The organism is Streptomyces sp. NPDC058086 (assembly GCF_042885015.1).
Taxonomy (GTDB): domain Bacteria; phylum Actinomycetota; class Actinomycetes; order Streptomycetales; family Streptomycetaceae; genus Streptomyces.
Map to the genome: position 1 here is coordinate 1 of NZ_JBHVST010000022.1, position 24,234 is coordinate 24,234.

19 protein-coding genes and 1 pseudogene are annotated in these 24,234 nt (G+C 72.9%); 9 read left to right on the forward strand and 11 right to left on the reverse strand.

Translation table 11 applies throughout. From position 1 onward, the window contains the following. The first annotated feature begins 339 nt into the window (after window positions 1–339). The 3 genes from ACFVWD_RS19095 to ACFVWD_RS19105 all read left to right on the forward strand — a co-directional run bounded on the left by ACFVWD_RS19095 (window position 340) and on the right by ACFVWD_RS19105 (window position 5,269). A complete protein-coding gene (locus ACFVWD_RS19095; protein WP_389597462.1) occupies window positions 340–966 on the forward strand; it encodes a YigZ family protein in 627 nt (208 codons plus the stop codon). A gap of 69 nt (window positions 967–1,035) precedes the next feature. Continuing rightward, window positions 1,036–2,199 (forward strand): exonuclease SbcCD subunit D, encoded by a 1,164-nt coding sequence (locus ACFVWD_RS19100; protein WP_389597463.1) that lies wholly within the window; start codon window positions 1,036–1,038, stop codon window positions 2,197–2,199. A 67-nt stretch (window positions 2,200–2,266) separates the two neighbouring features. Further along, on the forward strand, window positions 2,267–5,269 hold the full coding sequence (locus tag ACFVWD_RS19105) for an AAA family ATPase (RefSeq protein ID WP_389597465.1): 3,003 nt from the start codon (window positions 2,267–2,269) through the stop codon (window positions 5,267–5,269). A 20-nt stretch (window positions 5,270–5,289) separates the two neighbouring features. Here the strand turns inward: ACFVWD_RS19105 and ACFVWD_RS19110 are convergent, their stop codons facing one another. Further along, window positions 5,290–5,736 (reverse strand): Lrp/AsnC family transcriptional regulator, encoded by a 447-nt coding sequence (locus tag ACFVWD_RS19110; RefSeq protein ID WP_389597467.1) that lies wholly within the window; start codon window positions 5,734–5,736, stop codon window positions 5,290–5,292. 162 nt (window positions 5,737–5,898) lie between these two features. On the opposite strand from ACFVWD_RS19110, the gene ACFVWD_RS19115 reads away from it, so the two are divergent. Next, complete coding sequence (locus tag ACFVWD_RS19115; RefSeq protein WP_389597469.1) at window positions 5,899–6,414, forward strand: rhodanese-like domain-containing protein; 516 nt, start codon at window positions 5,899–5,901, stop codon at window positions 6,412–6,414. Window positions 6,415–6,420: 6 nt separating this feature from the next. Here the strand turns inward: ACFVWD_RS19115 and ACFVWD_RS19120 are convergent, their stop codons facing one another. Continuing rightward, window positions 6,421–7,290 (reverse strand): LysR substrate-binding domain-containing protein, encoded by an 870-nt coding sequence (locus ACFVWD_RS19120; protein ID WP_389597470.1) that lies wholly within the window; start codon window positions 7,288–7,290, stop codon window positions 6,421–6,423. 148 nt (window positions 7,291–7,438) lie between these two features. On the opposite strand from ACFVWD_RS19120, the gene ACFVWD_RS19125 reads away from it, so the two are divergent. Then, window positions 7,439–8,344, forward strand: a complete 906-nt coding sequence (locus ACFVWD_RS19125; RefSeq protein ID WP_389597472.1) for an MBL fold metallo-hydrolase — start codon at window positions 7,439–7,441, stop codon at window positions 8,342–8,344. Between the two features lie 138 nt (window positions 8,345–8,482). On the opposite strand, the gene ACFVWD_RS19130 is transcribed toward ACFVWD_RS19125, so the two are convergent. Both ACFVWD_RS19130 and ACFVWD_RS19135 read right to left on the reverse strand, forming a co-directional pair. After that, entirely contained in the window at window positions 8,483–10,174 is a 1,692-nt protein-coding gene (locus ACFVWD_RS19130) for a DUF885 domain-containing protein (protein ID WP_389597473.1), read from the reverse strand. 63 nt (window positions 10,175–10,237) lie between these two features. After that, window positions 10,238–10,768 carry an Lrp/AsnC family transcriptional regulator gene (locus ACFVWD_RS19135; RefSeq protein WP_389597475.1) on the reverse strand — a complete coding sequence of 177 codons (531 nt, stop codon included), beginning with the start codon at window positions 10,766–10,768 and terminating at the stop codon, window positions 10,238–10,240. Window positions 10,769–10,828: 60 nt separating this feature from the next. On the opposite strand from ACFVWD_RS19135, the gene ACFVWD_RS19140 reads away from it, so the two are divergent. Further along, a complete protein-coding gene (locus ACFVWD_RS19140; RefSeq protein WP_389597477.1) occupies window positions 10,829–12,061 on the forward strand; it encodes a trans-sulfuration enzyme family protein in 1,233 nt (410 codons plus the stop codon). 48 nt (window positions 12,062–12,109) lie between these two features. Here the strand turns inward: ACFVWD_RS19140 and ACFVWD_RS19145 are convergent, their stop codons facing one another. From ACFVWD_RS19145 to ACFVWD_RS19155, 3 genes are all read right to left on the reverse strand, one after another. Next, complete coding sequence (locus ACFVWD_RS19145) at window positions 12,110–13,534, reverse strand: GNAT family N-acetyltransferase (protein ID WP_389597478.1); 1,425 nt, start codon at window positions 13,532–13,534, stop codon at window positions 12,110–12,112. A gap of 224 nt (window positions 13,535–13,758) precedes the next feature. Beyond that, the gene (locus tag ACFVWD_RS19150; RefSeq protein WP_389597480.1) at window positions 13,759–15,357 is read right to left on the reverse strand and encodes an alkaline phosphatase D family protein; all 1,599 of its coding nucleotides are present in this window, start codon (window positions 15,355–15,357) and stop codon (window positions 13,759–13,761) included. Between the two features lie 194 nt (window positions 15,358–15,551). After that, window positions 15,552–16,952 carry a PLP-dependent aminotransferase family protein gene (locus ACFVWD_RS19155; RefSeq protein ID WP_389597482.1) on the reverse strand — a complete coding sequence of 467 codons (1,401 nt, stop codon included), beginning with the start codon at window positions 16,950–16,952 and terminating at the stop codon, window positions 15,552–15,554. A gap of 67 nt (window positions 16,953–17,019) precedes the next feature. On the opposite strand from ACFVWD_RS19155, the pseudogene ACFVWD_RS19160 reads away from it, so the two are divergent. Next, a pseudogene (locus tag ACFVWD_RS19160) lies at window positions 17,020–17,817 on the forward strand (DMT family transporter); the annotation flags it as partial. A gap of 93 nt (window positions 17,818–17,910) precedes the next feature. On the opposite strand, the gene ACFVWD_RS19165 reads toward ACFVWD_RS19160, so the two are convergent. Then, complete coding sequence (locus tag ACFVWD_RS19165) at window positions 17,911–18,741, reverse strand: alpha/beta fold hydrolase (RefSeq protein WP_389597484.1); 831 nt, start codon at window positions 18,739–18,741, stop codon at window positions 17,911–17,913. A 230-nt stretch (window positions 18,742–18,971) separates the two neighbouring features. On the opposite strand from ACFVWD_RS19165, the gene ACFVWD_RS19170 reads away from it, so the two are divergent. Beyond that, a complete protein-coding gene (locus ACFVWD_RS19170; protein ID WP_389597486.1) occupies window positions 18,972–19,856 on the forward strand; it encodes an RNA polymerase sigma-70 factor in 885 nt (294 codons plus the stop codon). Window positions 19,857–20,111: 255 nt separating this feature from the next. Continuing rightward, the gene (locus ACFVWD_RS19175; protein WP_389597488.1) at window positions 20,112–20,873 is read left to right on the forward strand and encodes a GntR family transcriptional regulator; all 762 of its coding nucleotides are present in this window, start codon (window positions 20,112–20,114) and stop codon (window positions 20,871–20,873) included. 133 nt (window positions 20,874–21,006) lie between these two features. On the opposite strand, the gene ACFVWD_RS19180 is transcribed toward ACFVWD_RS19175, so the two are convergent. The 3 genes from ACFVWD_RS19180 to ACFVWD_RS19190 form a co-directional block, all read right to left on the reverse strand. Beyond that, on the reverse strand, window positions 21,007–22,164 hold the full coding sequence (locus ACFVWD_RS19180) for an ROK family transcriptional regulator (protein WP_101407882.1): 1,158 nt from the start codon (window positions 22,162–22,164) through the stop codon (window positions 21,007–21,009). Window positions 22,165–22,286: 122 nt separating this feature from the next. Next, window positions 22,287–22,949: a response regulator transcription factor gene (locus ACFVWD_RS19185; RefSeq protein ID WP_168506757.1), complete on the reverse strand. Its 663-nt coding sequence runs from the start codon at window positions 22,947–22,949 to the stop codon at window positions 22,287–22,289. A gap of 14 nt (window positions 22,950–22,963) precedes the next feature. Further along, window positions 22,964–24,133: a sensor histidine kinase gene (locus ACFVWD_RS19190; protein ID WP_389597489.1), complete on the reverse strand. Its 1,170-nt coding sequence runs from the start codon at window positions 24,131–24,133 to the stop codon at window positions 22,964–22,966. Window positions 24,134–24,234: the final 101 nt, after the last annotated feature.

Consider the following 24,234-nt stretch of genomic DNA (forward strand, 5'->3'; position numbering starts at 1 on the left):
ATCAGTGGCGGGCCCGCGGCCGCGTTCGCGCGCGGAGCGGGGCGGAGTCGGTGGCCGTGAGATCGGTCCGCCGCAGCCGGGGGCGCCCATCGGGCGATCTCGTGGCCGCCTGGTGCGCGACCACCGAGGCCGTCCGTGCTGGAAATCGTCCGCGGCGGAAGCCGTCCGCGCTGGAAAACGGCCGCGCCGCGTGCGGTTGCGGTTCGCCGCGACCGCCGCGCGGCGAACCCCGCTTCCCCGCCGGGCCGCCGAACTCCCCGGAGCGCGCCGCACGCGCGTGTGCGCCGTGCTCCGGGTCCGCCGTGCCGGACCCGCGCGGGAAGCGCATACGCTGGCGTGATGCAGGACGAGTACCGCACAGTGGCCCGCGCGGGCGTGCACGAGACCGAGGTCAACCGCTCCCGCTTCCTGTGCGCCCTCGCCCCGGCGGCCACCGAGCAGGAGGCCCAGGCGTTCATCGCGGGCGTCCGCAAGGAGCACGCCGCCGCCACGCACAACTGCTACGCGTACGTCATCGGAGCCGACGCCGCCGTCCAGAAGGCGAGCGACGACGGCGAACCCGGCGGCACCGCGGGCGTGCCCATGCTCCAGATGCTGCTGCGCCGCGACATGCGGTACGTCGTCGCCGTCGTCACCCGCTACTACGGCGGGGTCAAGCTCGGCGCGGGCGGACTGATCAGGGCGTACGGCGGCTCGGTGGGCGAGGCACTGGACACCCTCGGCACACTCACGCGCAAACGCTTCCGGCTGGCCACGGTCACGGTCGACCACCAGCGCGCCGGCAAGATACAGAACGACCTGCGGTCCACCGGGCGCGAGGTCCGTGACGTCCGGTACGGCGAGGCCGTCACGATCGAGATCGGGCTGCCGGACACCGACGTCGAGCCCTTCCGGGCGTGGCTCGCCGACGCGACGGCAGGGACGGCCGGGTTCGAACTGGGTGGAGAGGCGTACGGGGACGCATAGGCGGGCAGCACGGACCGATACGGGAGTAGCCGCCCGTGATGTCCGACCCGCCCGTTAGTCTCGGGGATCATGAGGATTCTGCACACGTCCGACTGGCATCTCGGCCGGGCCTTCCACCGGGTGAACATGCTCGATGCCCAGTCCGGGTTCATCGGTCACCTCGTCGCGACCGTGCGTGAGCGCGACGTGGACGCGGTGGTCGTGTCGGGGGACGTGTACGACCGGGCGGTGCCGCCGCTGGCCGCAGTCGAGCTCTTCGACGACGCGCTGCACCGGCTCGCCGGCCTCGGGGTGCCCACGGTGATGATCTCCGGGAACCACGACTCGGCGCGTCGGCTCGGTGTCGGCGCCGGGCTCATCGGCCGCGCGGGCATCCATCTGCGGACCGAGCCCTCCGCGTGCGGCACGCCCGTCCTCCTCCCCGACGTCCACGGCGACGTGGCCTTCTACGGACTTCCATATCTCGAACCGGCCCTGGTCAAGGCCGAGTTCGGGGTCGAGAAGGCGGGGCACGAGGCCGTCCTCGCCGCCGCCATGGACCGGGTCCGCGCCGACCTCGCCACGCGCGCGGAGGGCACCCGTTCCGTCGTCCTCGCCCACGCCTTCGTCACCGGCGGGGCGGCCAGCGACAGCGAGCGGGACATCACCGTCGGCGGGGTGGCCGCCGTACCCGCCGGGGTCTTCGACGGCGTCGACTACACCGCACTGGGCCATCTGCACGGAAGCCAGACCATCACCGAGCGCGTGCGCTACTCCGGCTCCCCGCTGCCGTACTCCTTCTCGGAGGTCGACCACCGCAAGAGCATGTGGCTGGTGGACCTGGGGCCGGAGGGTTTCGTTGGTGCGGAGCGGGTCGACTGTCCCGTGCCCCGGAAGCTCGCCCGTGTCCGGGGGCACCTGGAAGACCTGCTCGCCGATCCGCGGCTGGCGCGCCACGAGGAGGCGTGGGTCGAGGCGACCCTCACCGACCCGGTGCGCCCCACCGAGCCCATGGCCCGGATGACCGAACGCTTCCCGCACACGCTCAGCCTCGTCTTCGAACCGGAGCGGGCCCCCGAGGACCCGGACGTCTCCTACGCCCGGCGGCTCGAGGGCCGCAGCGAGCAGGAGATCGCGGAGGACTTCGTGGCCCATGTGCGCGGCGCGGGCCCCGACGCCGACGAACAGGCCGTATTGAGGGACGCGTTCGACGCCGTCCGCGCCGACGAGGCCGTCCGGGAGGTCGCCCGGTGACCCCACGTACGCACGACACGCACGACACGCACGACCCGCACGACGCTCAGGACCCGAAGGAGGCCCGATGAGGCTGCACCGCCTGGACATCACGGCCTTCGGGCCGTTCGGCGGCACCCAGAGCGTCGACTTCGACGAGCTGTCGGCCGCCGGGCTCTTCCTGCTGCACGGGCCGACGGGCGCGGGCAAGACGTCCGTCCTCGACGCCGTCTGCTACGCGCTGTACGGGGCGGTCCCGGGCGCCCGCCAGAGCGGCCAGGGCCTGACCCTGCGCAGCGATCACGCGGCACCCGCGACGCGCACCGAGATCACCCTCGAACTCACCGCCGCCGGACGCCGGTTGGAGGTCACCCGGCAGCCGCCCTGGGCCCGCCCCAAGAAGCGCGGCACGGGCACGACCACCGAAAAGGCGCAGAGCTGGCTGCGCGAGTACGAGGCGTCGGCGGACACCTGGAAGGACCTCAGCCGCTCCCACCAGGAGATCGGCGAGGAGATCACCCAACTGCTCGGCATGAGCCGTGAGCAGTTCTGCCAGGTCGTGCTGCTGCCCCAGGGCGACTTCGCCCGCTTCCTGCGGGCCGACGCCGAGGCCCGCGGCAAGCTGCTCGGCCGGCTCTTCGACACCCACCGCTTCGCCGAGGTCGAGAAGCGGCTCGCCGAGCGGCGCCGGGCCGCGGAGGCCGAAGTGCGGGAGGGCGACGCCGCGTTGCTCGCCGACGCGCACCGCATGCAGCAGGCCGCCGGCGACATCGTCGAGGTGTCGCCGCCCGATCTCGCGCCCGGTGAGCCCGGCCTCGCCGAGGCCGTACTCACCTGGGCCGCCGTGGCCCGCAGTACGGCCCGCGAGCGGCTCACCCTCGCGCACACCGCGCGTACGGCGGCCGAGTCCGCGCAGGCCGCCGCCGACCGCGTACTCGACGACGTACGCGAAGTGGCCCGGCTGCAGCGCAGGTTCACCGAGGCGCGGGAGCGCGCCGCGCGGCTGGAGGAGCGTGCCGACGCCCATCAGGAGGCGCAGGCGAGGATGGAGCGGGGGCGCAAGGCGGAGAAGGTGGCCCCCGCGCTCGATCTGCGCGACGACGCCGAGGCCGAGCACCGCAGCGCGTCCACGGACGAGGCACGCGCGCGTCTCGCCCTGCCGGACACCTACACCGGAGCGGGTGCGCCCGGGCTCGCGGCGGCGGCGCGCAAGGCGGCCGAGGAGCTCGGCGGACTGGAGTCGGCCCGCAGGGCGGAGCGCCGGCTCGGCGAGCTCACCCAGGAGCGCGTCTCCCTTGACCGCCAGGAGCGCGAGGACGAGGACGTCCAGCAGGACGCCGAGAGCTGGCTCGCCACCTGGGAGGCGACCCGTGCGGAGCTCCAGGCGCGCATCGAGTCCGCGCAGGAGGCCACCACGCGTGCGGAGCAGCTCGCCGAGCGGCGCGATCCCGCCCAGGCGCGGCTCAGGGCGGCCCGGCAGCGCGACCAGTTCGCCCGGGACACGGACGCCGCCCACGCCAGGGCCCTCGGCGCCCGTGAACGCGCGACGGACGCCCGGGTCCACTGGCTCGATCTGAAGGAACAGCGTCTTCAGGGCATCGCCGCGGAACTCGCCGCCGGTCTCGTCGACGGCGAGCCCTGCGCCGTGTGCGGCAGCTCCGCACACCCCGCACCCGCGCGCAAGGACGCCGGACACGTCGACCGGGAGGCCGAGGAGCGGGCCCTCGCGGTGTACCAGCGCGCCGACGAACAGGCCACCGAGGACGAACGCCGGCTCGGCGTCGTACGCGAGGCGCTGGCGGCCGCCAGCGCCGAGGCGGGCGACGCACCGACCGCCCAACTCGCCGAGCAGGCCGAGGGGTTGGAGCTGCACTACGCCGAGACGCGGGCTGCGGGATCCGGGCTGCACGCCGCGCGGGAGCGGCTCGCGCAGGCCGGACTCGAGCACGAGCGGCGGGTCGCGGCCCAGCAGCAGGCCGCACTGCGCGCCGCCGCCCGGGTCTCCCACCGCGACCGGAACGACCGCGAAAGGGCCTCCCTGGAGAAGGAGTTGGCGCAGGCCCGGGGCGCCGCCGACAGCGTCGCCGCGCGCGCCGCGCAGCTGGAGCGGCAGGCCGCCCTGCTCACGGAGGCCGCGGAGGCCGTGCGCGCGGCCGAGGACACCGCGCAGCGTCTCAAGGACGCCGACGCGCGCCTGTCCGACGCGGCCTTCCGCGCCGGTTTCGACACCCCCCAGGCCGCGGCCGTCGCGCTCCTCGACGACGCGGCCCACCGGGACCTCCAACGACGCCTCGACGCCTGGCAGTTGGAGGACAGCGCGGTGCGTGCCGTGCTCGCCGAGGCCGACACGGCCGCCGCCGCCGAGCGACCGGCCGCCGACCTGGCCGTCGCCGAACGGGCCGCCGAGTCCGCCGCCCGGCGGCTGCGGGAGACCGCCTCCGCCCAGGACGAGGCCGCCCGACGCTGCACGGAACTGGACCGGCTGTCCACGCGCGCGGGCACGTCCGTGCGCCGGCTCGCGCCACTGCGTGAGGAGTTCGACCGGGTGGCACGCCTGGCCGGGCTGGCCGCGGGCACCTCGGCGGAGAACGAACGCAAGATGCGCCTGGAGTCGTACGTCCTCGCCGCCCGCCTGGAACAGGTGGCCGCCGCCGCGACCGTACGACTTCAGCGCATGTCCTCCGGGCGCTACACCCTCGTCCACTCCGACGACCGCGCGGGCCGTGGCCGCAGCGGGCTCGGACTGCACGTCGTGGACGCCTGGACCGGCCGGGAGCGCGACACGGCGACGCTCTCCGGGGGCGAGACGTTCTTCGCCTCGCTCGCGCTGGCCCTCGGCCTCGCGGACGTCGTCACGGACGAGGCCGGCGGGGTGCGGCTGGACACGCTCTTCATCGACGAGGGCTTCGGCAGCCTCGACGACCAGACCCTGGACGAGGTCCTCGACGTGCTCGACTCCCTGCGGGAGCGCGACCGCAGCGTGGGCATCGTCAGCCATGTCGCCGACCTGCGGCGCCGCATCCACGCCCAGCTTGAGGTCGTGAAGGGCAGAACGGGATCGGTCGTACGGCAGCGGGGCGTCCAGGACTGAGCCGAAGGTTCGCCGGGGGATCAGTGGCCCAGGGGGCGCCGGGGGAGCGGTGAGGAATACACGACACTCGTGGTCACCGAACCCAGGGTGCCGATCCGGCCGGAGATCTTCTCCAGGTGGCTCATCGAGCGCGCCGCGACCTTGATGACGAAGCAGTCGTCGCCCGTGACGTGGTGCGCCTCCAGGATCTCGGGCGTCGCCTCGACGAGGTCGTGGAACGGCTTGTAGTTGCCGTTCGGATAGCGCAGCCGGACGAAGGCCAGGATCGGCAGACCGAGTCTCTCCGGGTCGACGACGGCCGCGTACCCCTGGATGACGCCCGCCTCCTCCAGGCGGCGCACCCGCTCGGTGACCGCGCTCGCGGACATCGAGACGGCACGGGCCAGCTCCGCGAAGCTGGCCCTGCCCTCGCGCTGGAGGACATCGAGGATGTGCCAGTCGGTGGCGTCCGGGGAATACGCGGTCATGAGCGATGGATAGCAGGGAAAACCCCGGCCGATCAAGAGCGATGCCGTGGATCGCCACTTCAGGAAGAGGATCACCGGCCGTAGATTTCTGGCCAGGAAGTCCCCGTGGGGCCGGTGCGGCGAAGGCGCCGGTCCGGCGGGGCAGGGAGGGAAGACCAGACCATGACTGCGACCGCCGACACCACTGTCACCACTGCGACCAGCACCGCGACCAGGACGAACCCCGTACTGCGCGTCGCCCCGGCGTCCCCGGCCGCGGCCGTCGCCCACTTCGGCGCGAGCCTCGCCTTCCACGCCGATGTCTCCGATGTCGCCTCCGCGCTCGCGGCGGGCGGCGACCCCGGCTTCGTGGTCCTCGACTCCCGCTCCACCGCGTCCTGGGACCAGGGGCACGTGCCCGGTGCGATCCATCTGCCCACCGCGCTGATCCCCGAGCAGGCCGAGCAGCTCCTCGACAGGTCGGTGCCCGTCGTCACCTACTGCTGGGGACCCGGCTGCAACGGCGCGACCCGTGCCGCTCTCGCTCTCGCCGAACTCGGCTTCCAGGTCAAGGAGATGCTCGGCGGCTTCGAGTACTGGGTGCGCGAAGGCTTCGCGTACGAGACCTGGGAGGGAGGCGAGCGCCGCGCGGCGGACCCGCTGACGGCTCCGGTGGACGCGGCGGACTGTGGCTGCTGACCGCTCCTAGGAGCGCGTGAGGGCCGTCGCGAGGCTCACGAACGAGCGGATGAGCGGGGTGGCGTGGGCGCTGTTCCATGCGATGACCAGGTCGCTGGGCGGCGCATCCGCCAAGGGGATCACCGTGAGCCCCTCGGGCAGGGACTGGGAGTGGGCGAGGGGCATCAGTCCGACGGTGTCGTTCCACAGGACGGACTGGAGGCATTCGTGGGCGGTGCGGATGACGGGACCGTCACGGCGCCCGTCGGCGCCGGGCGGCCCCGTCCAGAAGGCCTGCCACACCGGGTCCGTGCCCTCCGGAAACCGGAACCAGCGGCGGTCGGCGAGTTCGTCCAGGCGCAGCCGGTCGCGGTCGGCCAGCGGGTCGTCGGCACGCAGGACCACACCGACCGGGTCCGACCGCAGCACGCGGGTGCTGATGCCGGTGTCGTCGAACGGCGCCCGCGTCAGGGCCACGTCGACGAGGCCGGCCCGCAGTCCGATGGTCGGGTCGGTCAGGTCGGCCTCGCGGATGCGGATGCGCACGGCGGGGTGTTGGTGCCGGTAGGCGACGGCCAGCCGGGTGCCGACCTGCTCGGCGCTGTCGGCGAGGGTGCCGATGGTCAGGGTGGCCGTGCCGGCCGCGCCGGCCACCCGCGCCCGGGCCTGGTCGGCCCGCGCCAGCAGGGTGCGCGCCTCGTCGTGGAGGAGGGCCCCGGCCGGGGTGAGGGTGACGCCTGTGGGTGAGCGGCGCAGCAGTTCGCAGCCGAGGTCGGTCTCCAGCTGCTTGACGGCCCGGCTCAGCGGGGGCTGGGTCATGTGCAGTCGGGCGGCGGCGCGGCCGAAGTGGAGTTCTTCGGCGACCGCCACGAAGTAGCGCAGGGTCCGCAGCTCCATCACCGCTCCATCGCTCTCCCGAGACGCTCTTGCGAACTCTCTCAACTGCGACGATACCCGTGCGGTATCGGGGCTGCGAGATCGGTGTTGGACGCCCCCGGACGTCCCGCGCTGGACTGGTGGCTCAGCGCAACACCGAGGAGTCGCAGTGTCTGAGGAAGCGGTGACGACGGATCCCGTCGTTCACGTCGACGGTGTTCAGGAGCTGGCCCGTGACCTGGTGGTCATCCCCGACCGGCGCGTGCAGCTCGTGCCCAACATCGGCGTCATCGGCGGCCACGGTGCCGTGCTCGTCGTCGACACAGGCATGGGCCCGCGCAACGCCGAAAAGGTGCTGGAGTTCGCGGCCGGCTACGCCGAGGGACGTCGGATCTACCTGACGACGACGCATTTTCACCCCGAGCACGCCTTCGGGGCGCAGGTCTTCGCCGGGGAGGCGACGTACCTGCTCAACCGGGACCAGGCCGAGGACCTGAAGGTGAAGGGGCCGGGTTACCTGGAGATGTTCAAGGGGCTCGGCAAGCCGGTCGAGCGCCGGCTCCAGGGCGTCGAACTGGCGCGGCCCGATGTCGTCTACGACCGGGCGTACGACCTGGACCTGGGCGGGCGGGTGGTGCAGCTGCGGGCCACCGGCCGGGCCCACAGCAAGGGCGACCAGGTGGTCAGGGTGCCGGACGCGGACGTCCTGTTCACGGGGGACCTCGTGGAAGCCGGGCAGTTCGCCATCTTCCCCTGGTTCCCGCCGCACGACACCGACGTGTCCGCAGCCCGCTGGATCGCGGTGATGGAGAAGCTGGCGGCGGAGGCTCCCCGGATCGTGGTGCCCGGCCACGGCGAGGTCGGCGGTGCGCGGCTGCTGGCCGACGTGCGCGACTACCTCCGTCTGCTGCGGGACGAGACATGGGCCCGCCGCGACTCCGCCGTGGACGAGCGGACGATCGTCGAGGAGATCTCGGCGCTCATGATCGAACGGCACCCGGAGTGGGTCGGCCAGGAGTGGATCGAGAAGGGCGTCGGCTGCCTGTGCTCCGAACATGCCGAGCACGCCCGGTGATCCCGGCACTCCCGTACTTGATACCCCCGTACTTGATACCCCCGTACTTGATACTCCGCGTGCTTGATACGCGGAGTACTCGATACGCGGCGGCCGGGCCCGTTTGTCGCGGTGAGCCCGGCCGCAGTCCGGTGTCCGTCAGAGCCGGGACAGTTCGTCCACCAGGTCGTCCAGGCCCAGCGAACCCTGCGACAGGGCCGCCATGTGCCAGGCCTTGGCGTCGAAGGCGGCGCCGTGCCGCTTCTTCGCGTTCTCGCGGCCCAGCAGCCAGGCCCGCTCACCGAGCTTGTAGCCGATGGCCTGTCCCGGGATGGAGAGGTAGCGGGTGAGCTCGCTCTCCACGAAGTCCGCCGGACGGCTGCTGTGCGCGCCGAAGAACTCCTGCGCCAGCTCCGGGGTCCAGTGCTCGCCCGGGTGGAAGGGGGAGTCCGCCGGAATCTCCAGTTCCAGGTGCATGCCGATGTCGACGATGACCCGGGCCGCGCGCATCATCTGCGCGTCCAGGTAGCCGAGCCGCTGCTCCGCGTCCTCCAGGAAGCCCAGCTCGTCCATCAGCCGCTCCGCGTACAGCGCCCAGCCCTCGGCGTTGGCGCTGACGAGACCGACGGTGGCCTGGTAGCGCGAGAGGTCGTCGACCACGTACACCCACTGGGCGAGCTGGAGGTGATGGCCGGGGACGCCCTCGTGGTACCAGGTCGAGACGAGGTCGTACACGGGAAAGCGGGTCTGCCCCATGGTGGGCAGCCAGGTGCGGCCGGGCCGCGAGAAGTCCGCGGACGGCGCGGTGTAGTACGGGGCCGCCGCGCCGCCGGGCGGCGCGATGCGCGACTCCACCTTCCGTACCGGCTCGGCGAGTTCGAAGTGGGTGCCGTCCAGCGCGTCGATCGCCCGGTCCATCACTCCCTGGAGCCACGTCTGGACCTCGTCGACGCCCTCGATGTGCCTGCCGTGCTCGTCGAGGTGCGCGAGCGCCACCCAGGGGGTCTTGGCGCCGGGCAGGATCTTCTCGGCCTCGGACTTCATCTCCGCGAGGAGCCGGTGGTACTCGGACCAGCCGTACGCGTACGCCTCGTCGAGATCGAGATCCGTACCGTTGAAGTAGCGTGCCCAGCGCGCGTACCGCTCGCGGCCCACCGTGTTCGGCGCGCCCTCGATCGTGGGCGCGTAGACGTCACGCATCCAGTCGCGCAGCTCCACCAGGGCCTGAGTGGCCGTCCGGGCGGCCGTGTCCAGCTCGTCCCGCAGGGCGTCGGGACCCGCGGACACGAAGTCCTCGAACCAGCCACGGCCCTGCCCGTCCGGGTCCGACCACTCGGTGAGCTGCTCGATGAAGGTCGCGGTGGGGCGCGGGCCCGCGTAGAGCTTGCGCTCCAGGCCGAGAGCGAGGGACTCGCGGTACCCCGTCAGCGCGGTCGGCACCGCGCGCAGCCGCTCGGCGATCGCGGTCCAGTCCTCGTCCGTCTCGGTCGGCGCGATGGTGAATACCTGGCGCACGGAGTGCGCGGCCGTCTGCATGTTGCCGACGGCCCGCAGGCCCTCGTCGGCGTCGTGGACGGCCAGTTCGGCGGTGAGCCGCTCGCGCAGCAGCCGGGCGCAGCGGCGCTCGATGTCGCTGTCCGCGCCCGGCTGCCGTTCCGCCTCGTCGAGCCGGGCGAGCGTCGTCCGCGCCAGCTCCGCGACGGCCTCCTGCCCCGCGGGCGAGGTGTCGGGGAGCTTGTCGGCACTCTCCTTCACACCGAGGTAGGTACCGAGGACCGGATCGAGGGCGATGAGATCGTCGACGTACGCGTCGGCGACCTCGCGGGGCAGCGGGCTCTTCGTCTCTGACATGCCGACATCCTCATACGAGGACGGGTGCCGCGTCAGCCCGGTCGACCGGGCACGGGGCCTGCATCAGCCTGATTTTGCCGAGGCCGAGGCCGGCGCCGAGGCTGAGGTCGAGGTCGAGGTCGGGGCGGGCGGGAGCAGTGGGCCGCAGTCCCACTGCTGGAAGATCAACCGGGTCTCCACCCGGGCCACCTCGCGCCGGGACGTGAACTCGTCGAGGACCAGCCGTTGCAGGTCGGCCATGTCCGCGACGGCGACCAGGACGAGGTAGTCGTCGGGCCCGGTGAGGTGGAAGACGGTCCGGGACTCCGGCAGCGCCCTGATCCGCTCCACGAACGGCCCGACCAACTCGCGGCTGTGCGGTCTGACCTGCACGGACAGCAAGGCTTCCAGGCCCCGCCCGAGCTTCGCCGGATCGAGGCGCAGCTGATGGCCGAGAATCACCCCCGCACGGCGCAGCCGCGTCACCCGGTCCAGGCAGGTCGAGGGCGCGACTCCGACCTGCGCGGCGAGATCGCGGTACGTCGTCCGTGCGTCGTTCTGGAGCAGTCGCAGCAGATGAAGATCCACCGGATCGAGTACGACAGATTCGGCCATGGCCCGAACGTAACACGGAGTGTGCGTCCGGGGCCCCGGCCGGTGTTCAGTCTGCTGTGCATGGAATCCGTGGTGCACGACGCATACGAAGCTCAGGACGACTCCTGCGACGCTCAGGGCGACTCCTACGACGGTCGGGACGACTTCTACGGCGTTCGGGACACCCGTGCCCTCGCGCCGCGTGCCCTCGCCACCGAGGCCGTGCACGCCGGGCGGGAGGACCTCGCCCGGCTGGGGCTGCACGCCGCGCCGATCGACCTGTCCACGACCTACCCCTCCTACGACAGCCGCGGCGAGGCCGCCCGCATCGACGCGTTCGCGGCCGACGGCGCCGAACCGGAGGGCCCGCCCGTCTACGGGCGTCTCGGCAACCCGACCGTCGCCCGTTTCGAGACCGCCCTCGCCCGCCTCGAAGGAACCGAGAGCGCGGTCGCCTTCGCGAGCGGCATGGCCGCGCTGAGCGCCGTACTGCTCGTGCGGAACGCGCTGGGCCTGCGCCATGTCGTCGCCGTACGGCCCCTGTACGGCTGCAGTGACCACCTGCTCACCGCCGGGCTGCTGGGCTCCGAGGTCACCTGGGTCGACCCGGCGGGCATCGCGGACGCCCTGCGCCCCGACACCGGTCTTGTCATGGTCGAGTCCCCGGCCAATCCGACGCTCGCCGAACTCGATCTGCGCGCCGTCGCGCACGCCTGCGGGTCCGTTCCGCTGCTCGCCGACAACACCTTCGCCACACCCGTGCTGCAACGCCCCGCCGGACAAGGGGCCCGCCTGGTCCTGCACAGCGCCACCAAGTACCTGGGCGGACACGGGGACGTCATGGCCGGAGTGGTGGCCTGCGACGAGGAATTCGCCCGGGGGCTGCGCCAAGTGCGGTTCGCCACCGGGGGCGTACTGCATCCGCTGGCCGGATATCTGCTGCTGCGCGGCCTGTCGACCCTGCCCGTACGGGTCCGGGCCGCGTCCGCCAACGCCGCCGAACTCGCCCGCCGGCTCGCCGCCGATCCGCGCGTCGACCGCGTCCACTATCCGCGGATCGGCGGTGCCATGATCGCCTTCGAGGTCCACGCAGACCCGCACGAGGTCATCGCCGGGGTCCGTCTGATCACCCCGGCGGTGAGCCTCGGCAGTGTCGACAGCCTGATCCAGCATCCGGCGTCCATCAGCCACCGCATCGTGGCCGCCGACGACCGCCGCGACGCGGGGGTCAGTGACCGGCTGTTGCGCCTGTCGGTGGGGCTGGAGGACGTGGAGGACCTGTGGGCCGACCTGGACCGTGCGCTGGGGCGGTGACCAGAGAGAGGCCCCGGGTAAGGTGCCCGGGGCCTTTTGGTGTCCGTCCTACTTGTTCTGCGCCTGCTTCTGCTCCTGGTCGTACGGCAGCCGGGAGGTCACCGGTGTGGCGTCCAGGCGGGCCGTGATGACGAGGGTGCCCTCCTCGATCTGGTAATCGAGGGGGAGGTCCAGCCCGCGCATGGCGGCGACCATGCCGGTGTTGGAGGCCTGTGTGACGGCGTACACGCTCTCGCAGCCCGCTTCGACGGCCATCGTCACGAGACGGCCGAGCAGTTCGGCGCCGATCCCGCGCCGCTGCCAGTCGTCCTCGACGAGCAGCGCGATCTCCGTCTCGTCGCCGTCCCACAGGAGATGGCCGAGCCCGACCACGCGCCCCGACGCCGTCTGCACGGCGAGGGTGCGTCCGAAGCGCGGGCTGAGCAGGTGGTTCAGATAACGGTCCGCGTCACCGACCGGCCCGTGGTAGCGCATGTTCAACGTGCGCGGGGAGCAGCGCTCGTGCATCGCCTTCGCCGCGTCGAGGTCGGAGACGTCGGCGCGGCGCACGGTGATCGCGGGGCCCTCCGGCAGTGTCAGCATGTCCTGGTTGAGCGGAATGCGCGGACCCAGCCGCGCGTCCAGCTCCACCAACGCCCGCGCCCGAGCGAACTCGGTCGGCGTGAACGGCAGATACGGCCGTTCCACCGTGATCACCCCACCCTCCGGTGCGCGCAACCGCATCACCGTGTCTTCCAGCACTCCTTCGACCGGCGCACCCTCTTCCGCGCGACCCGACCCGGGGGAGCGGGCGGGCAGCGAACGAATGGTGCACCGACCGAGCAACTGCCGGAGGGCGAGCGGAAGTTCCGCGGCGTCCAAAGCCGTGCGCGTGGCCAGCCCCAGGACGCGCGTCGGAGCGTCCACCAGGTCGTGGGCGTCGGCCCGCTCGATCCAGGTGCCGGTGCCGCCCGCCAGCGAGACGGCGCGGGTGATCTCGGACGCGGCCAGCTCGGCGGGCGCGCGCAGCAGGAACTCGTCGACCGTGCCCTCGGCGAGCGGGTGTGTCTGCAGGCTCAGGATGTCGACCCGCTGGTGGGCCAGCGCCACGCACAGCGCGGCCAGCGAACCCGGCTCGTCCTTCACCGTCGTCCGCATCCGCCACAGGACGGTCGCTCCCGTGACGGCCTCCGGCCCCGCCGTGGCCTGGTCGGCCTGCCCGGCCTCTCGCCCTCCGGCGAGTGTCCGGGCACCGGTATCGCCCGCGGGCGGCGCGTGACCGTGGTGGCGTGCCCACCATGTGTGGAATCCGGCCGTGGCCACCAGGACCACGGACGAGATCACGAGCAGGGCCGGACCGTCGGGGCCGTGTCCGATCAGGTTGGCGACGGCGTCGGCGACCGCGACGGCCGTGAACAGCGCGGCGAGCTCGACCACGTCGCGTCGCCAGTGGTGGACGGGGCGTCCGTGCTTCGCCCGGGTCACATCAGACATGTCTGGAGTCATGCAGCCACTGTGAAGGAGTGGTGTTGCGTGATCACGAACGGTCTGTGACTGATCGGTAAAGTGTCGTTCTATCCTTTTTGCGGTTCTTTTTGCGCTAGTTTTGCCTGTCTCGGATCACCTGGCTTACGTGCCTGGTCACGAGAGCGGGCGCGCACCGGGGGATGACTCCGGTGCGCGGCCCAGCCCTTCGAGGGTACGGGAGTTGGGCGCGGTTACTGACCCACACGCCCCGGCTGCAACACCTGTGTGAACAGCACCGTGCCGTCCAGGTCACGCAGCCGCACCGTCAGCTCCCCGCTGTCGCCGTCGATGTCGACCTCGCCGAAGAACTGGTATCCGTCCGCCGGCGAGACATTGGCGGTGGCGGGAGCCTTGACGAAGACCCGGTCGGGGCCGAAGGTGCCGTCCAGGGCGTTCGCCTGGAAGGCGCCCGCGTTGAGCGGTCCGGAGACGAACTCCCAGAACGGCTCGAAGTCCTTGAAAGCGGCCCGCGCGGGGTCGTAGTGCTGTGCCGAGGTGTGGTGGACGTCAGCCGTCAGCCACACGGTCCCGGTGATCCGCCGGTGCTTGATGAACCGCAGCAGCTCGGCGATCTGCAGCTCGCGGCCGAGCGGCGCGCCCGGGTCGCCCTGGGCGACGGCCTCGATGTTCGGCTTGCCCTCGACCGGGTCGGGCACCACCAGGCCGAGCGGCATGTCGGCGGCGATGACCTTCCACACCGCGCGCGACGCGGCCAGCTCGCGCTTGAGCCACTCCAGCTGCTCGCGGCCGAGGATGCCCTGCGGGTCGGTGGTCTGGTCGTCGGGCGAGTTGGCGTTCCGGTAGGTCCGCATGTCCAGGACGAACACGTCCAGGAGCGGTCCATGGTGGACGGTCCGGTAGATCCGTCCGTCCGGGCGTCCGCTGATGGTGGAGATCGGGAAGTACTCCGAGAACGCCCGCCGGGCACGGGCGGCCAGGTCGTCGAGTTCCGTGCCGGCCGGGTAGGGGGTGCCGGATCCGATGACCTCGCCCGGGTACCAGTTGTTGCGGACCTCGTGGTCGTCCCACTGGATGATGTTCGGAACCCGGGCGTTGAACCGGCGCAGCGCCGAGTCCAGCAGGTTGTAGCGGAAGTTGCCCCGGTAGTCGGCCAGGGTGACCGCGACGTGCGACTTCTCCTCGGTGGTGATGCTCCGGTACAGGCTGCCGTCCGGAAGCGGCGCCGTGGCGGAGATCGGGCCGTCGGCGTAGATGTTGTCGCCGCTGCACAGGAAGAAGTCCGGGTCCACCTTCGCCATGGCGTCGAAGATCCGGTAACCGCCGATGGACTCGTTGATGCCCCAGCCCTGTCCGGCCAGGTCACCGGACCAGACGAACCGGACGTCGTGGCGCCGCTTCGCGGGCGCGGTGCGGAAGGTGCCGGTCACCGGCTCGCCCGTACGCCGCGGGTCGTCGGGGTCGGCCAGCAGCACGCGGTAGTGGATCTGCTCGCCGGAGGGCAGTCCGCGCAGCCGCGTCGTACCGGTGAAGTCCGAGTCCGCGCCGAGCAGCGGACCGCGCCATCTGCGGGGGTTGCGGAACGACTCGGTCGCGGACGTCTCGACGATCATCCGGGCGGGGCGGTCCGAGCGGACCCACACCAGGCCGGAGTGCGCGCTCACGTCTCCGGCCTGGACGCCCCACCCCGCCTCGGGCCGCCCGGACAGCGCGAACGCCGGGGCCGAGCCGAGTGCGGTGGGCAGGGCCAGGGCCGCGGAAGCGGCGAGGGAGCCGCGCAGGACGCCGCGGCGACCGGGGAGCGGGAGAGGGCTGTGCGGACGGTGTGACATGAATGCGCCTCCAGGGACGGAGTCGACGGAGTCGGGCAATGTGCCCAGCCACAACTACTGGTGCGCCGCAGCGCACACGGAAACCACGAGTGAACAACTGGCCCCGCCGACAAGGGCACCGACGTCCGCCTCCGACCCCGCACGTCCCACGGATGCCCCGGCCTGCCCACTCACACGGCCGCCCCCCCCAGCGGTCAGGCGCGCACCGCCTGTGCCATCAGGCGTACGCCGTCGCGGATCCGCGCAGGGGACTGGTGGGCGTAGCCCAGCACCAGCCGTACGCCGGCACGCTCGACCGCCCGCCCGTAGTCCGCCAGCGGACGCACGGCCACCCCCGCCGCCGCGGTTCGCTCCAGGAAGTACTCCGGCGGCCCGTACCGCTCGGGCAGCGCGGCGATGACGTGCAGACCCGCCGCGATCCCGGACACCTCGGTTCCGGGAAAGTGCTCCTCCAGGGCGGATACGAGAGTGTCGCGCCGTTCCCGGTAGGCGCGCTGGCAGCGGCGCAGCTGCCGGTCGTAGTCGCCCCGTTCCACGAAGCGGGCCAGGAGCGCCTGGTCCACGACGGGGTTCCCCAGATCCATGGTGCGCTTGCGCTCGACGACCTCCTGGGCGAGCGCCGCCGGTACGAGCAGCCAGCCGAGCCGCAGCCCGGGCGCGAGCGACTTGCTGACCGACCCCGTGTAGGCGACGCGCTCGGGATCGAGCCCTTGAAGCGCCCCCACAGGAGCGCGGTCGTAGCGGAAGTCCCCGTCGTAGTCGTCCTCGACCACCAGACCGTCCACCGAGCGCGCCCAGTCGAGGAGTTCCGTGCGCCGCCGCGCCGAGTAGGCGATCCCCGAGGGGAACTGGTGGGCGGGCGTCGTCACCACCGCCCGTACGCCCGACTCCTGCAGCGGCCCGGTGGCCAGCCCTTCGCCGTCGAGCGGCAGCGGTACGGCGTCGATGCCGGCCGAGGCGTAGAGAGTGCCGTGCTCCGGGCTTCCCGGGTCCTCGACGCCGATCGCGCGCACCCCGCGCGCGTGGAGCACGAATCCGAGCAGGGTCGTCGCCTGCGCGACCCCGGAGACCACGATGACGCGCTCGGGGTCCGCGACCACGCCGCGGCGCCGTGCGAGCAGTTCGGCGAGGGCGGTGCGCAGCCGGGGCAGACCGCGCGGATCCGGGTAGCCGAGCGCGTGGTGGGGCAGTTCGGCGAGGACCCCGCGCTGGGCGGCCGCCCAGGCGGCGCGTGGGAACAGGGACAGGTCCGGCGTCCCGGGAAGGAAGTCGGCGCGGGCCCCGGCGGGGCGCGGGGCGAGGTCACGCGCGCGTGGGTGGGCCGCCCGGACGGCGCCGCCGACCCAGGTCCCCGCGCCCCGGTCGCTGCGCAGATACCCCTCCGCGGTCAACTGCTCGTACGCCTCGGTGACCAGCCCCCGCGACACCCCGAGGTCGGCGGCGAGCTCGCGGCTGGACGGCAGCCGGGTGCCCGGCGCGAGCCGCCCCGTGCGGACCGCCTCGCGCAGCGCGGCCTGCAAAGCGCGCCCACGCGCGCGTGCCGGTGCCGAAGCGGCCGGCACAAGCAGCTCCCAGGCGGACCCCGACGGTGTCATGTGGTCCCCGATGGCGTCATGAAAGTGGACCTTAAACCGGACCGCGGACCTTCGTAGCGTCACCGTCATGAACACCACCCCCCTGCGCGGGTCGCTGCTCGCCGCCCTCGCCTGCGTCCTCGTCGGAGGCTCCTTCACCGCCAACAGCGTCCTGGGCCACTACCCGTACGCGGGCGGTCAGTTCCTGCGCTACGGCCTCGCCTGCGTGCTGCTCCTGCCGCTGGTCGGGCGGGGCGGCACGGCACCGCTGCGGCGGCTGGCGGTACGCCGGTGGGGGCGCCTCGCGCTGCTCGCGGCCGTCGGCATGGTCGGCTTCAACCTCGCCGTGATCGCCGCCGAACGCACCGCGGAACCAGCCGTTCCGGGCGTCTTCGTGGGCTGTGCCCCGGTGGCCGTGGCCGTTGTCGTCCCTCTTCTCGAGGGCCGTCGGCCGCAACGGCAGGTCCTGTACGGGGCGTCGCTCGTCGCGGTGGGTGCCTTCACCGTGCAGGGCTGGGGCCGCACCGACGGCACGGGGATCGCGTACTCCGTGTGCGCGCTTGCGGGCGAGGTGGGCTTCGCGGTGCTCGCCGTACCGGTGCTGCGCCCGCTCGGGCCCCGGCTGCTGTCGGCCACCGTCTGCGGGATCGCCGCGGTCGAGTCGGCAGTGGCCGGGATCGTCACCGCGCGCCTCACCGGCGGCGCGTGGCTGCGGACGCCGGACACCACCGAGGCCGCCGCGCTGCTGTGGCAGGCGGCGGTCGTCACGGTCGTCGGCTTCGTGTGCTGGTACATGGGTATGCAGCGCATCGGCGCGGAGCGCGCCACGCTCTTCTCCGGGCTCATCCCCGTCGCGGCGGCCTGCACGGCGCCGCTGGTCGGCACCGGCGCGTACGGCACCGCGCAGGCCGCGGGCAGCGCCCTGGTCGGCGCGGGCGTCGCCCTGGGCTCCGGCGCGTGGCGCCTCACCCGGCGTCGCTCAGCGGCTGCCGTCGAGGATCACGCGGGCGACGAGCGCCGGGTCGTCGTTCATCGGGACGTGACCGCAGCCCGGCAGCCGCACCAGCCGGGCCCTGGGAATGATGTGCTTGGCCCGGATCCCCTGGCGGCGCACCAGCAGCCGGTCCCGGGTGCCCCAGGCCACGGTGACGGGCAGCCCCGGGAGGTCGTCCGTGAACTGGACGGTGGTGCCGGCCCGGAGGGTGTCGGCAAAGCCCTCGGCGTGGGCCAGCGCGAGGGTCTCGGCGACGACGGCCTCGGGTGAACGGCGGCCGGGCCGGGCGTAGATGGTGCTGGTCAGGGCGGCCCGCCCGGCCGCCGAGCGGGAGAGCCGCTCGATCACCGGGAGCGGCAGGCGCCGCGCGCCCTGCCGCATCGCGAGCAGCACACCGAAGGCGTAACGCCGTTCGACCGGCGACCAGAACCCGGCGGGCGAGATCGCGGTGACGGACCGTACGAGCTTCTCGCGGCCCAACTCCAGGGCCAGCAGGCCGCCCAGGGAGTTGCCGGCCACGTGCGGACGCTCGATCTCCAGCGCCTCGCACAGCCCGCCGAGCGTGGGCACCACCGTCCCGAGGTCGTGCGTGAGCCCGTCGGGCAGCGCCGGGGACTCGCCGAACCCGGGCAGGTCGACGGCTATCACCTCGCGCTCGGCGGCCAGGATGTGCACGACCGGGTCCCAGGCCTGCCGGTGGTGGCCGATGCCGTGCAGCAGGAGCAGCGGTTCGCCGGTGCCCACGCGCGCGTAGGACATGGTCACGGTCCGCGGACCGTGCGCGGAGGGAAGGCTGAAGGAGACCGTGGCGGACATGATGCTGCTCCTCGTCTGGTGGCACGCTGACGAACCGTCTTCGTAGACAGCTTGTCAGCAACCGCTACCGACGGGTAGCCCCCGGGGGCCATCACCTGGATCCGCTCGCCCACGCTTTCCGACTGGACGGGTGACAGCCGGCCAACCGCCCGCCGACCGCCGGTCATTGCGCTCCGGAAGGCGGCGGTGCCGCCTGGACACGGCGGGGCGTGCCGGGATGGGATGGGGCCGTGACCATCGACACCGCGACCGAGGCCTTCGAAGAGCACCGCCCCGTCCTGATGGGCGTCGCCTACCGCATGCTGGGACGGGTGGCCGACGCCGAGGACGTCGTCCAGGAAGCCTGGCTGCGCTGGTCCGGCGCCGACCGGACGGAGGTACGCGAACCCCGCGCCTACCTGGTGCGCATCGTCACCCGGCTCGCCGTCGACCGGCTGCGCCAGGTGCGGTCGCGCAACGAGGCGTACGTGGGACCGTGGCTTCCCGAGCCGTACGCCACCGACTTCGGGGACACCGCCCCCGACACCGCCGAGCGTGCCGTGCTCGCCGACTCCGTCTCGCTCGCCGTCCTCGTCGTCCTGGAGTCCCTTTCGCCCCTGGAGCGCGCGGTGTTCGTCCTCAGGGAGGCGTTCGGCTACCCGTACGCGGACATCGCCGCCGTCCTCGACCGGGGCGAGCCCGCCGTGCGCCAACTCGCCGGACGGGCGCGTAAACACGTCGAGGAACGACGGCCGCGCTACGAGGTCGATCCGGCCGAACGCCGCGACCTGACCGAGCGGTTCCTCGCGGCGGCGGGTGGAGGGGACCTGGAGGGGCTCATGTCCCTGCTGGCCCCGGACGTCCGCCTGATCGGCGACAGCGGCGGACTGTCCAAGGCGCCGCTGCGGGTCATCGAAACCGCCGACAAGGTGGGCCGCTTCCTGTACGCCGTCGCCCAGCAGGGCATCCCCGATCCCTCGTACCGCCTCCTGGAGCTCAACGGCGGCGCCGCGCTCCTCGTCCTCTCCGGCGACAAGCCCGACAGCGCCGTCCAGCTCGATGTCGTGGACGGCCGGATCCGGTGTGTCTACATCGTGCGCAACCCCGAGAAGCTGGTGTCCCTGGGCAACCAGTAGCCACTGTGGTCCCCTTGTGCCCCTCGAAAGCCCCCGTCTTCTGGACGGGGGCTTTCGACGTTGTGTCACGAACATCACCCCGCGCGAACGCCCTGTGAACGCTGTGCGGCAAGGCGCCTCCGCAATCCGTAAGGGATCGAGGATTGGTCTTGACCAAGGGTGGGGGCGGCCCTATGGTCGCAGGGATAGTGCAAGAACCTTTAATAAACAAGGGCGCTAAAACGCCGCCGGGCCACGGCGATTGCGGAGGACAGGGTGGGGACCACGCAGCTGGAAACGGTGCCGGAGCCGAAGTACTGGCATCTCAAGACGGTGCTCACCGAGGCATTGGACTCTGAGTTCTCCGTGGGCGAGATCCTGCCCAACGAACGCGACCTCGCGGCCAGGTTCGGCGTCGCCCGAGCCACGCTGCGCCAGGCGCTGGAGCAGCTGGAGCTCGAAGGGCGACTGCAGCGCCGCCGCGGGGTGGGCACGACCGTCGCGCCGCCGCGCGTGGGCGTGGCCGTCGGAACCGAGCAGCATGTGTGGCCGGGCGCGGTCGGCGACGCCTGGCAGCCCGTGGCCTGCGAGGTGGCGGTCCCGCCCGCCGCGGTGGCCGACGTCCTGGAGACGGGCCCCGACGACCAGGTGCACACGATCCGCCGCTCCCGTGTGACGCACGGCCAGCCGGTCGCCGCCGAGCTGCTCTACATCCCGGCGTCCTCGGTGCCCGGCCTCTCCGCGATCGACGCCCCGTCGGGGTCGACCCTCGCCCGTTCCGTGCTGCGCGAACTGCAGCACCTCGACCTGGAGGGCCAGGACCGCGCCGTGGAGCTCGGCTCGGCCCGCGCGGACGACGCCAAGGAGCTCGACCGTCTGCCCGGGGCGCCCGTCCTCGTCGTCACGACCCGTTACTTCGCCGAGGGGCGCACCGCCGCGGTCTCCGTGGCCACATACCGCGCCGACACCTGCCGGCTGACCTTCGGCGACTCCGGCGGCGTCGAGATCCACCACGACCCCGAGCGCCGGGCCTCCTGAGCCGCGGCCCAGGCCTGATCCGCGCGACAGGGCCCAGGCCTCAGCCGTCACGCCCCGGAACACTCCGGGGCGTGACGGCTCTTTCGTGTCCGTGAGGCCAGTGGCCGGCTTCCCGCGTCCGTGAGACCGCTGGTCAGCGGCGTGCGGTCACGGTCCCCTCCACCGCGAACAGCTGCTCCTCCACATGATCGAGGGCCAGCCGCAGGGCGCCCGTCGCGACGGCCGCCTCGCCCAGCAGGGAGAGCGCCACCTTGGGCGGGCGCAGACAGTAGCGCGCCAGTTCGCGCCGCAGCGGTTCCAGTACGCCGTCCAGACCGGCCGCCCAGCCGCCGACGACGACCAGTTCCGGGTCCAGGGCGAGGACCAGGGCCGCCACGTCGTGCACGAGGCGCTGGATGAAGCGGTCGACCGCCGCGCGGGCCCGCTGGTCACCGCCCTTGGCCAGCGCGAAGACCTCGGCGACGGCCTGCTCGTCGAGCGGGTGCAGGGGCTCGTCCGTGGTCGACAGCAGTGTCTCGGGAGTGGCTCCGCGGCCGAGCAGATGGAGCGCCCCGATCTCCCCGGCGGCGCCCCCGTATCCCCGGTGCAGCCGCCCGCCGATCAGCGAACCGGCCCCCGGACTCAGCCCGGCCAGCACGAACACCACGTCGTCCGACTCCGTCGCCGAGCCCTTCCAGTGCTCGGCGACCGCCGCCGCGTTGGCGTCGTTCTCGACGAGCACCGGGCATTTGAAGGAACGGTTCAGTCGGTCGCCCAGGCGCAGCCCCGTCCACTCCGGCAGCGCCGTGCCCAGACGTACGGTGCCGTCCGCCTCGACGATCCCCGGGCTGCCCACGCCGACCGCCCGCAGGGAGCTGCGCGCGACACCCGCGCGGCGCAGCAGATCGGCGACCGCCGTGCGCAGCCGTTCCAGCCGCTCGTCCGCCGACGCGGTCTCGTCCACGTCCTTCGACATGGCGCCCAGCACCCGGCCGTCCAGATCGGCGAGGAGCCCGGCGACGCGATGGGGACCGATCTCCAGGCCCAGCAGATGGCCCGCCTCGGCCCGGAACCGAAACCGCCGCGCGGGACGGCCCTGACGCCGTGCGGCGCCCTCCTCGGCCGCCTTCTCGACCACGAGCCCGGCCTCGATCAGCCCTTCCACGACACCCTCGACCGTGGGCCGCGACAACCCGGTCACCCGGGTGATCTCGGTCAGCGTCGCGCAGTCCGTGGCACGCAGCGCGTGCAGCACCACCGCGGAATTGATCCTTCGCAGCAGAGAGGGGTCCCCGCCGGTCAACCGCCCCAACGTCCGTCCTCCCAGCTCGTGCGCGTGTTGGCCGGATCGTACTCGGCGCGGCGCGCCCCGGCGAGAGCCGGGGACCTCCTTTGCTACCGACCGGTCGCTTCCGCCACCGGCGGACCGCCGTTTCAGCCCGGGGCCACGAACCCCGACTCGTACGCCGCGATGACCGCCTGCGTACGGTCCCGGGCCCCCAGCTTCGCCAGTACGGCGCTGACGTGCGACTTGACCGTCTCGGTCCCGACGATCAGCCGTCCGGCGATCTCCGCGTTCGACAGCCCCCGGGCCATCAGCCGCAGCACCTCCGCCTCCCGCTCGGTCAGCGCGGCCCGCTCCATGGCCGTCCGCGCCGCCGGATTCCCGCTGCCGCCCCCGTACTCGGCCGCCAACTGCCGTACGGACGCCGGGAACAGCAGCGACTCGCCCTCCGCGACGAGCCGCACGGCGTGCACGATCTCGGCGGGCCTGGCCCGCTTCAGCAGAAAGCCGTCGGCACCCGCGCGCAGCGCCTCGTAGACGTACTCGTCGTTCTCGAACGTGGTCACGACGAGGATCTTCGGAGGATCGCTCACGGTCCGCAGGACCGCGCGCGTGGCCTCGATGCCGTCCATGAGCGGCATGCGCACGTCCATGGCCACGACGTCCGGCCGCAGCTGCCGCACGAGCGGGATCACCGCGGCGCCGTCGGCCGCCTCTCCGACGACCTCGATGTCGGGCTGCGCCGCCAGGACGGCCCGCAGACCCGCGCGGACGAGCGGTTCGTCGTCGACGAGGAGAACGGTGACCGGCATCCGGCCAGCGTAGATCAGCGCAACGGCAGCTCGACCCGTACCTGCCAGTCTCCCCCGTCCGGCCCGGTCCGTGCCCGCCCGCCGAGCAGCGCCGCCCGCTCCCGTATGCCCCGCAGGCCACTGCCACGGCCCGGCCCCGCTGTCCCGGCCGTCAGCGGATTGCGGACCTCCAGGCCCAGAGTGCCGTCGTCGACCGCGATACGGACCCGCACCGGCACGCTCCCCGCGTGGCGCAGCACGTTGGTCAGGGACTCCTGGAGGATGCGATAGCCCTCGCGGGAGACCGGTCCCGGCACGGTCTCCAACGCACCCGTCACCTCGGCGTCGACCTTCGCACCCGAGCCGCGCGCCGACTCCAGGAGCCGGTCGGCCTCGCTCAGCGTGGGTCGGCCGCTCGCGGGGCGCCCGGCCTCGCGCAGCACGCCGAGCACGCGCTCCAGGTCCTCCAGGGCGGCCCGGCCGGTGTCCTCGATGGCGAGCAGCGCCCGGTCGGTGAACGCGGGGTCGCCGGCCGCCCGTGCCGCGCCCGCCTGCACCACCGCCACGGTCAGCGCGTGCCCGATCGAGTCGTGCAGCTCACGGGCGATGCGCGTGCGTTCCAGGAGCTGTTCGGTGCGTTCTTCCAGGGCGGCGAGGCGCTCGGCGGGAGAGGGGCCCAGCAGCCGGCGCGCGATGGCTGTGACCAGCTCGCCGAGGCCGACGACCGCGCCGTACAGAGCGAGCAGCGGCACGGGTACGAGCAGGGCACAGGCCCACGGCGGGGGCGACACCGGCAGCAGTGTGACGTCGACGGGGCGACCGGAGGCGGCCCCGGCCAGTTCGACGGCGGTCGCCGGCAGCCAGACGGTGACCCCCATCGCCACCGCCCCGAGGCCCATCCGTACTTCGAGCCACAGCACGGTCCGCAACCGGTCCCGCCAGGTCGCCGACGGCGCGACCGAGATCGCCGCGCCCCGGTCGCCCCGCTCCTGCGGCTCGTCCGGCGCCAGCATGTACCGCGCCTGCACGCCCTCGCCCCGCCGCACGGCCGGGACCAGCCCCAGCGGGATCAACAGCACCGCGGGCACCCACGGCCTCGACATGTCGATGAACAGCCACACGCTGACGAACAACATCGGCACCCACAGATGCAGCAGGCGTGTGTAGGTGGTCCCCAGGAGCAACGGGCGCAGAAGGCGGGCCATCGCGCCATCGTCCCAGCCGGCCCCGGCAACCGGCTTCCCCCGAGCGGGGGAGACGATCTCCACCGGCGGGGGAGTACCGACCGCGCAAAGGCCGCCAGGCT

What these genes read in the sequence shown, in the direction of transcription:
- ACFVWD_RS19095 (WP_389597462.1), top strand. Translation starts at nt 340, where the DNA reads ATGCAGGACGAGTACCGCACAGTGGCCCGCGCGGGCGTGCACGAGACC.
- ACFVWD_RS19100 (WP_389597463.1), top strand. Translation starts at nt 1,036, where the DNA reads ATGAGGATTCTGCACACGTCCGACTGGCATCTCGGCCGGGCCTTCCAC.
- ACFVWD_RS19105 (WP_389597465.1), top strand. Translation starts at nt 2,267, where the DNA reads ATGAGGCTGCACCGCCTGGACATCACGGCCTTCGGGCCGTTCGGCGGC.
- ACFVWD_RS19110 (WP_389597467.1), bottom strand. Translation starts at nt 5,736, where the DNA reads ATGACCGCGTATTCCCCGGACGCCACCGACTGGCACATCCTCGATGTC.
- ACFVWD_RS19115 (WP_389597469.1), top strand. Translation starts at nt 5,899, where the DNA reads ATGACTGCGACCGCCGACACCACTGTCACCACTGCGACCAGCACCGCG.
- ACFVWD_RS19120 (WP_389597470.1), bottom strand. Translation starts at nt 7,290, where the DNA reads ATGGAGCTGCGGACCCTGCGCTACTTCGTGGCGGTCGCCGAAGAACTC.
- ACFVWD_RS19130 (WP_389597473.1), bottom strand. Translation starts at nt 10,174, where the DNA reads ATGTCAGAGACGAAGAGCCCGCTGCCCCGCGAGGTCGCCGACGCGTAC.
- ACFVWD_RS19135 (WP_389597475.1), bottom strand. Translation starts at nt 10,768, where the DNA reads ATGGCCGAATCTGTCGTACTCGATCCGGTGGATCTTCATCTGCTGCGA.
- ACFVWD_RS19140 (WP_389597477.1), top strand. Translation starts at nt 10,829, where the DNA reads ATGGAATCCGTGGTGCACGACGCATACGAAGCTCAGGACGACTCCTGC.
- ACFVWD_RS19145 (WP_389597478.1), bottom strand. Translation starts at nt 13,534, where the DNA reads ATGTCTGATGTGACCCGGGCGAAGCACGGACGCCCCGTCCACCACTGG.
- ACFVWD_RS19150 (WP_389597480.1), bottom strand. Translation starts at nt 15,357, where the DNA reads ATGTCACACCGTCCGCACAGCCCTCTCCCGCTCCCCGGTCGCCGCGGC.
- ACFVWD_RS19155 (WP_389597482.1), bottom strand. Translation starts at nt 16,952, where the DNA reads ATGACACCGTCGGGGTCCGCCTGGGAGCTGCTTGTGCCGGCCGCTTCG.
- ACFVWD_RS19165 (WP_389597484.1), bottom strand. Translation starts at nt 18,741, where the DNA reads ATGTCCGCCACGGTCTCCTTCAGCCTTCCCTCCGCGCACGGTCCGCGG.
- ACFVWD_RS19185 (WP_168506757.1), bottom strand. Translation starts at nt 22,949, where the DNA reads ATGCCGGTCACCGTTCTCCTCGTCGACGACGAACCGCTCGTCCGCGCG.
- ACFVWD_RS19190 (WP_389597489.1), bottom strand. Translation starts at nt 24,133, where the DNA reads ATGGCCCGCCTTCTGCGCCCGTTGCTCCTGGGGACCACCTACACACGC.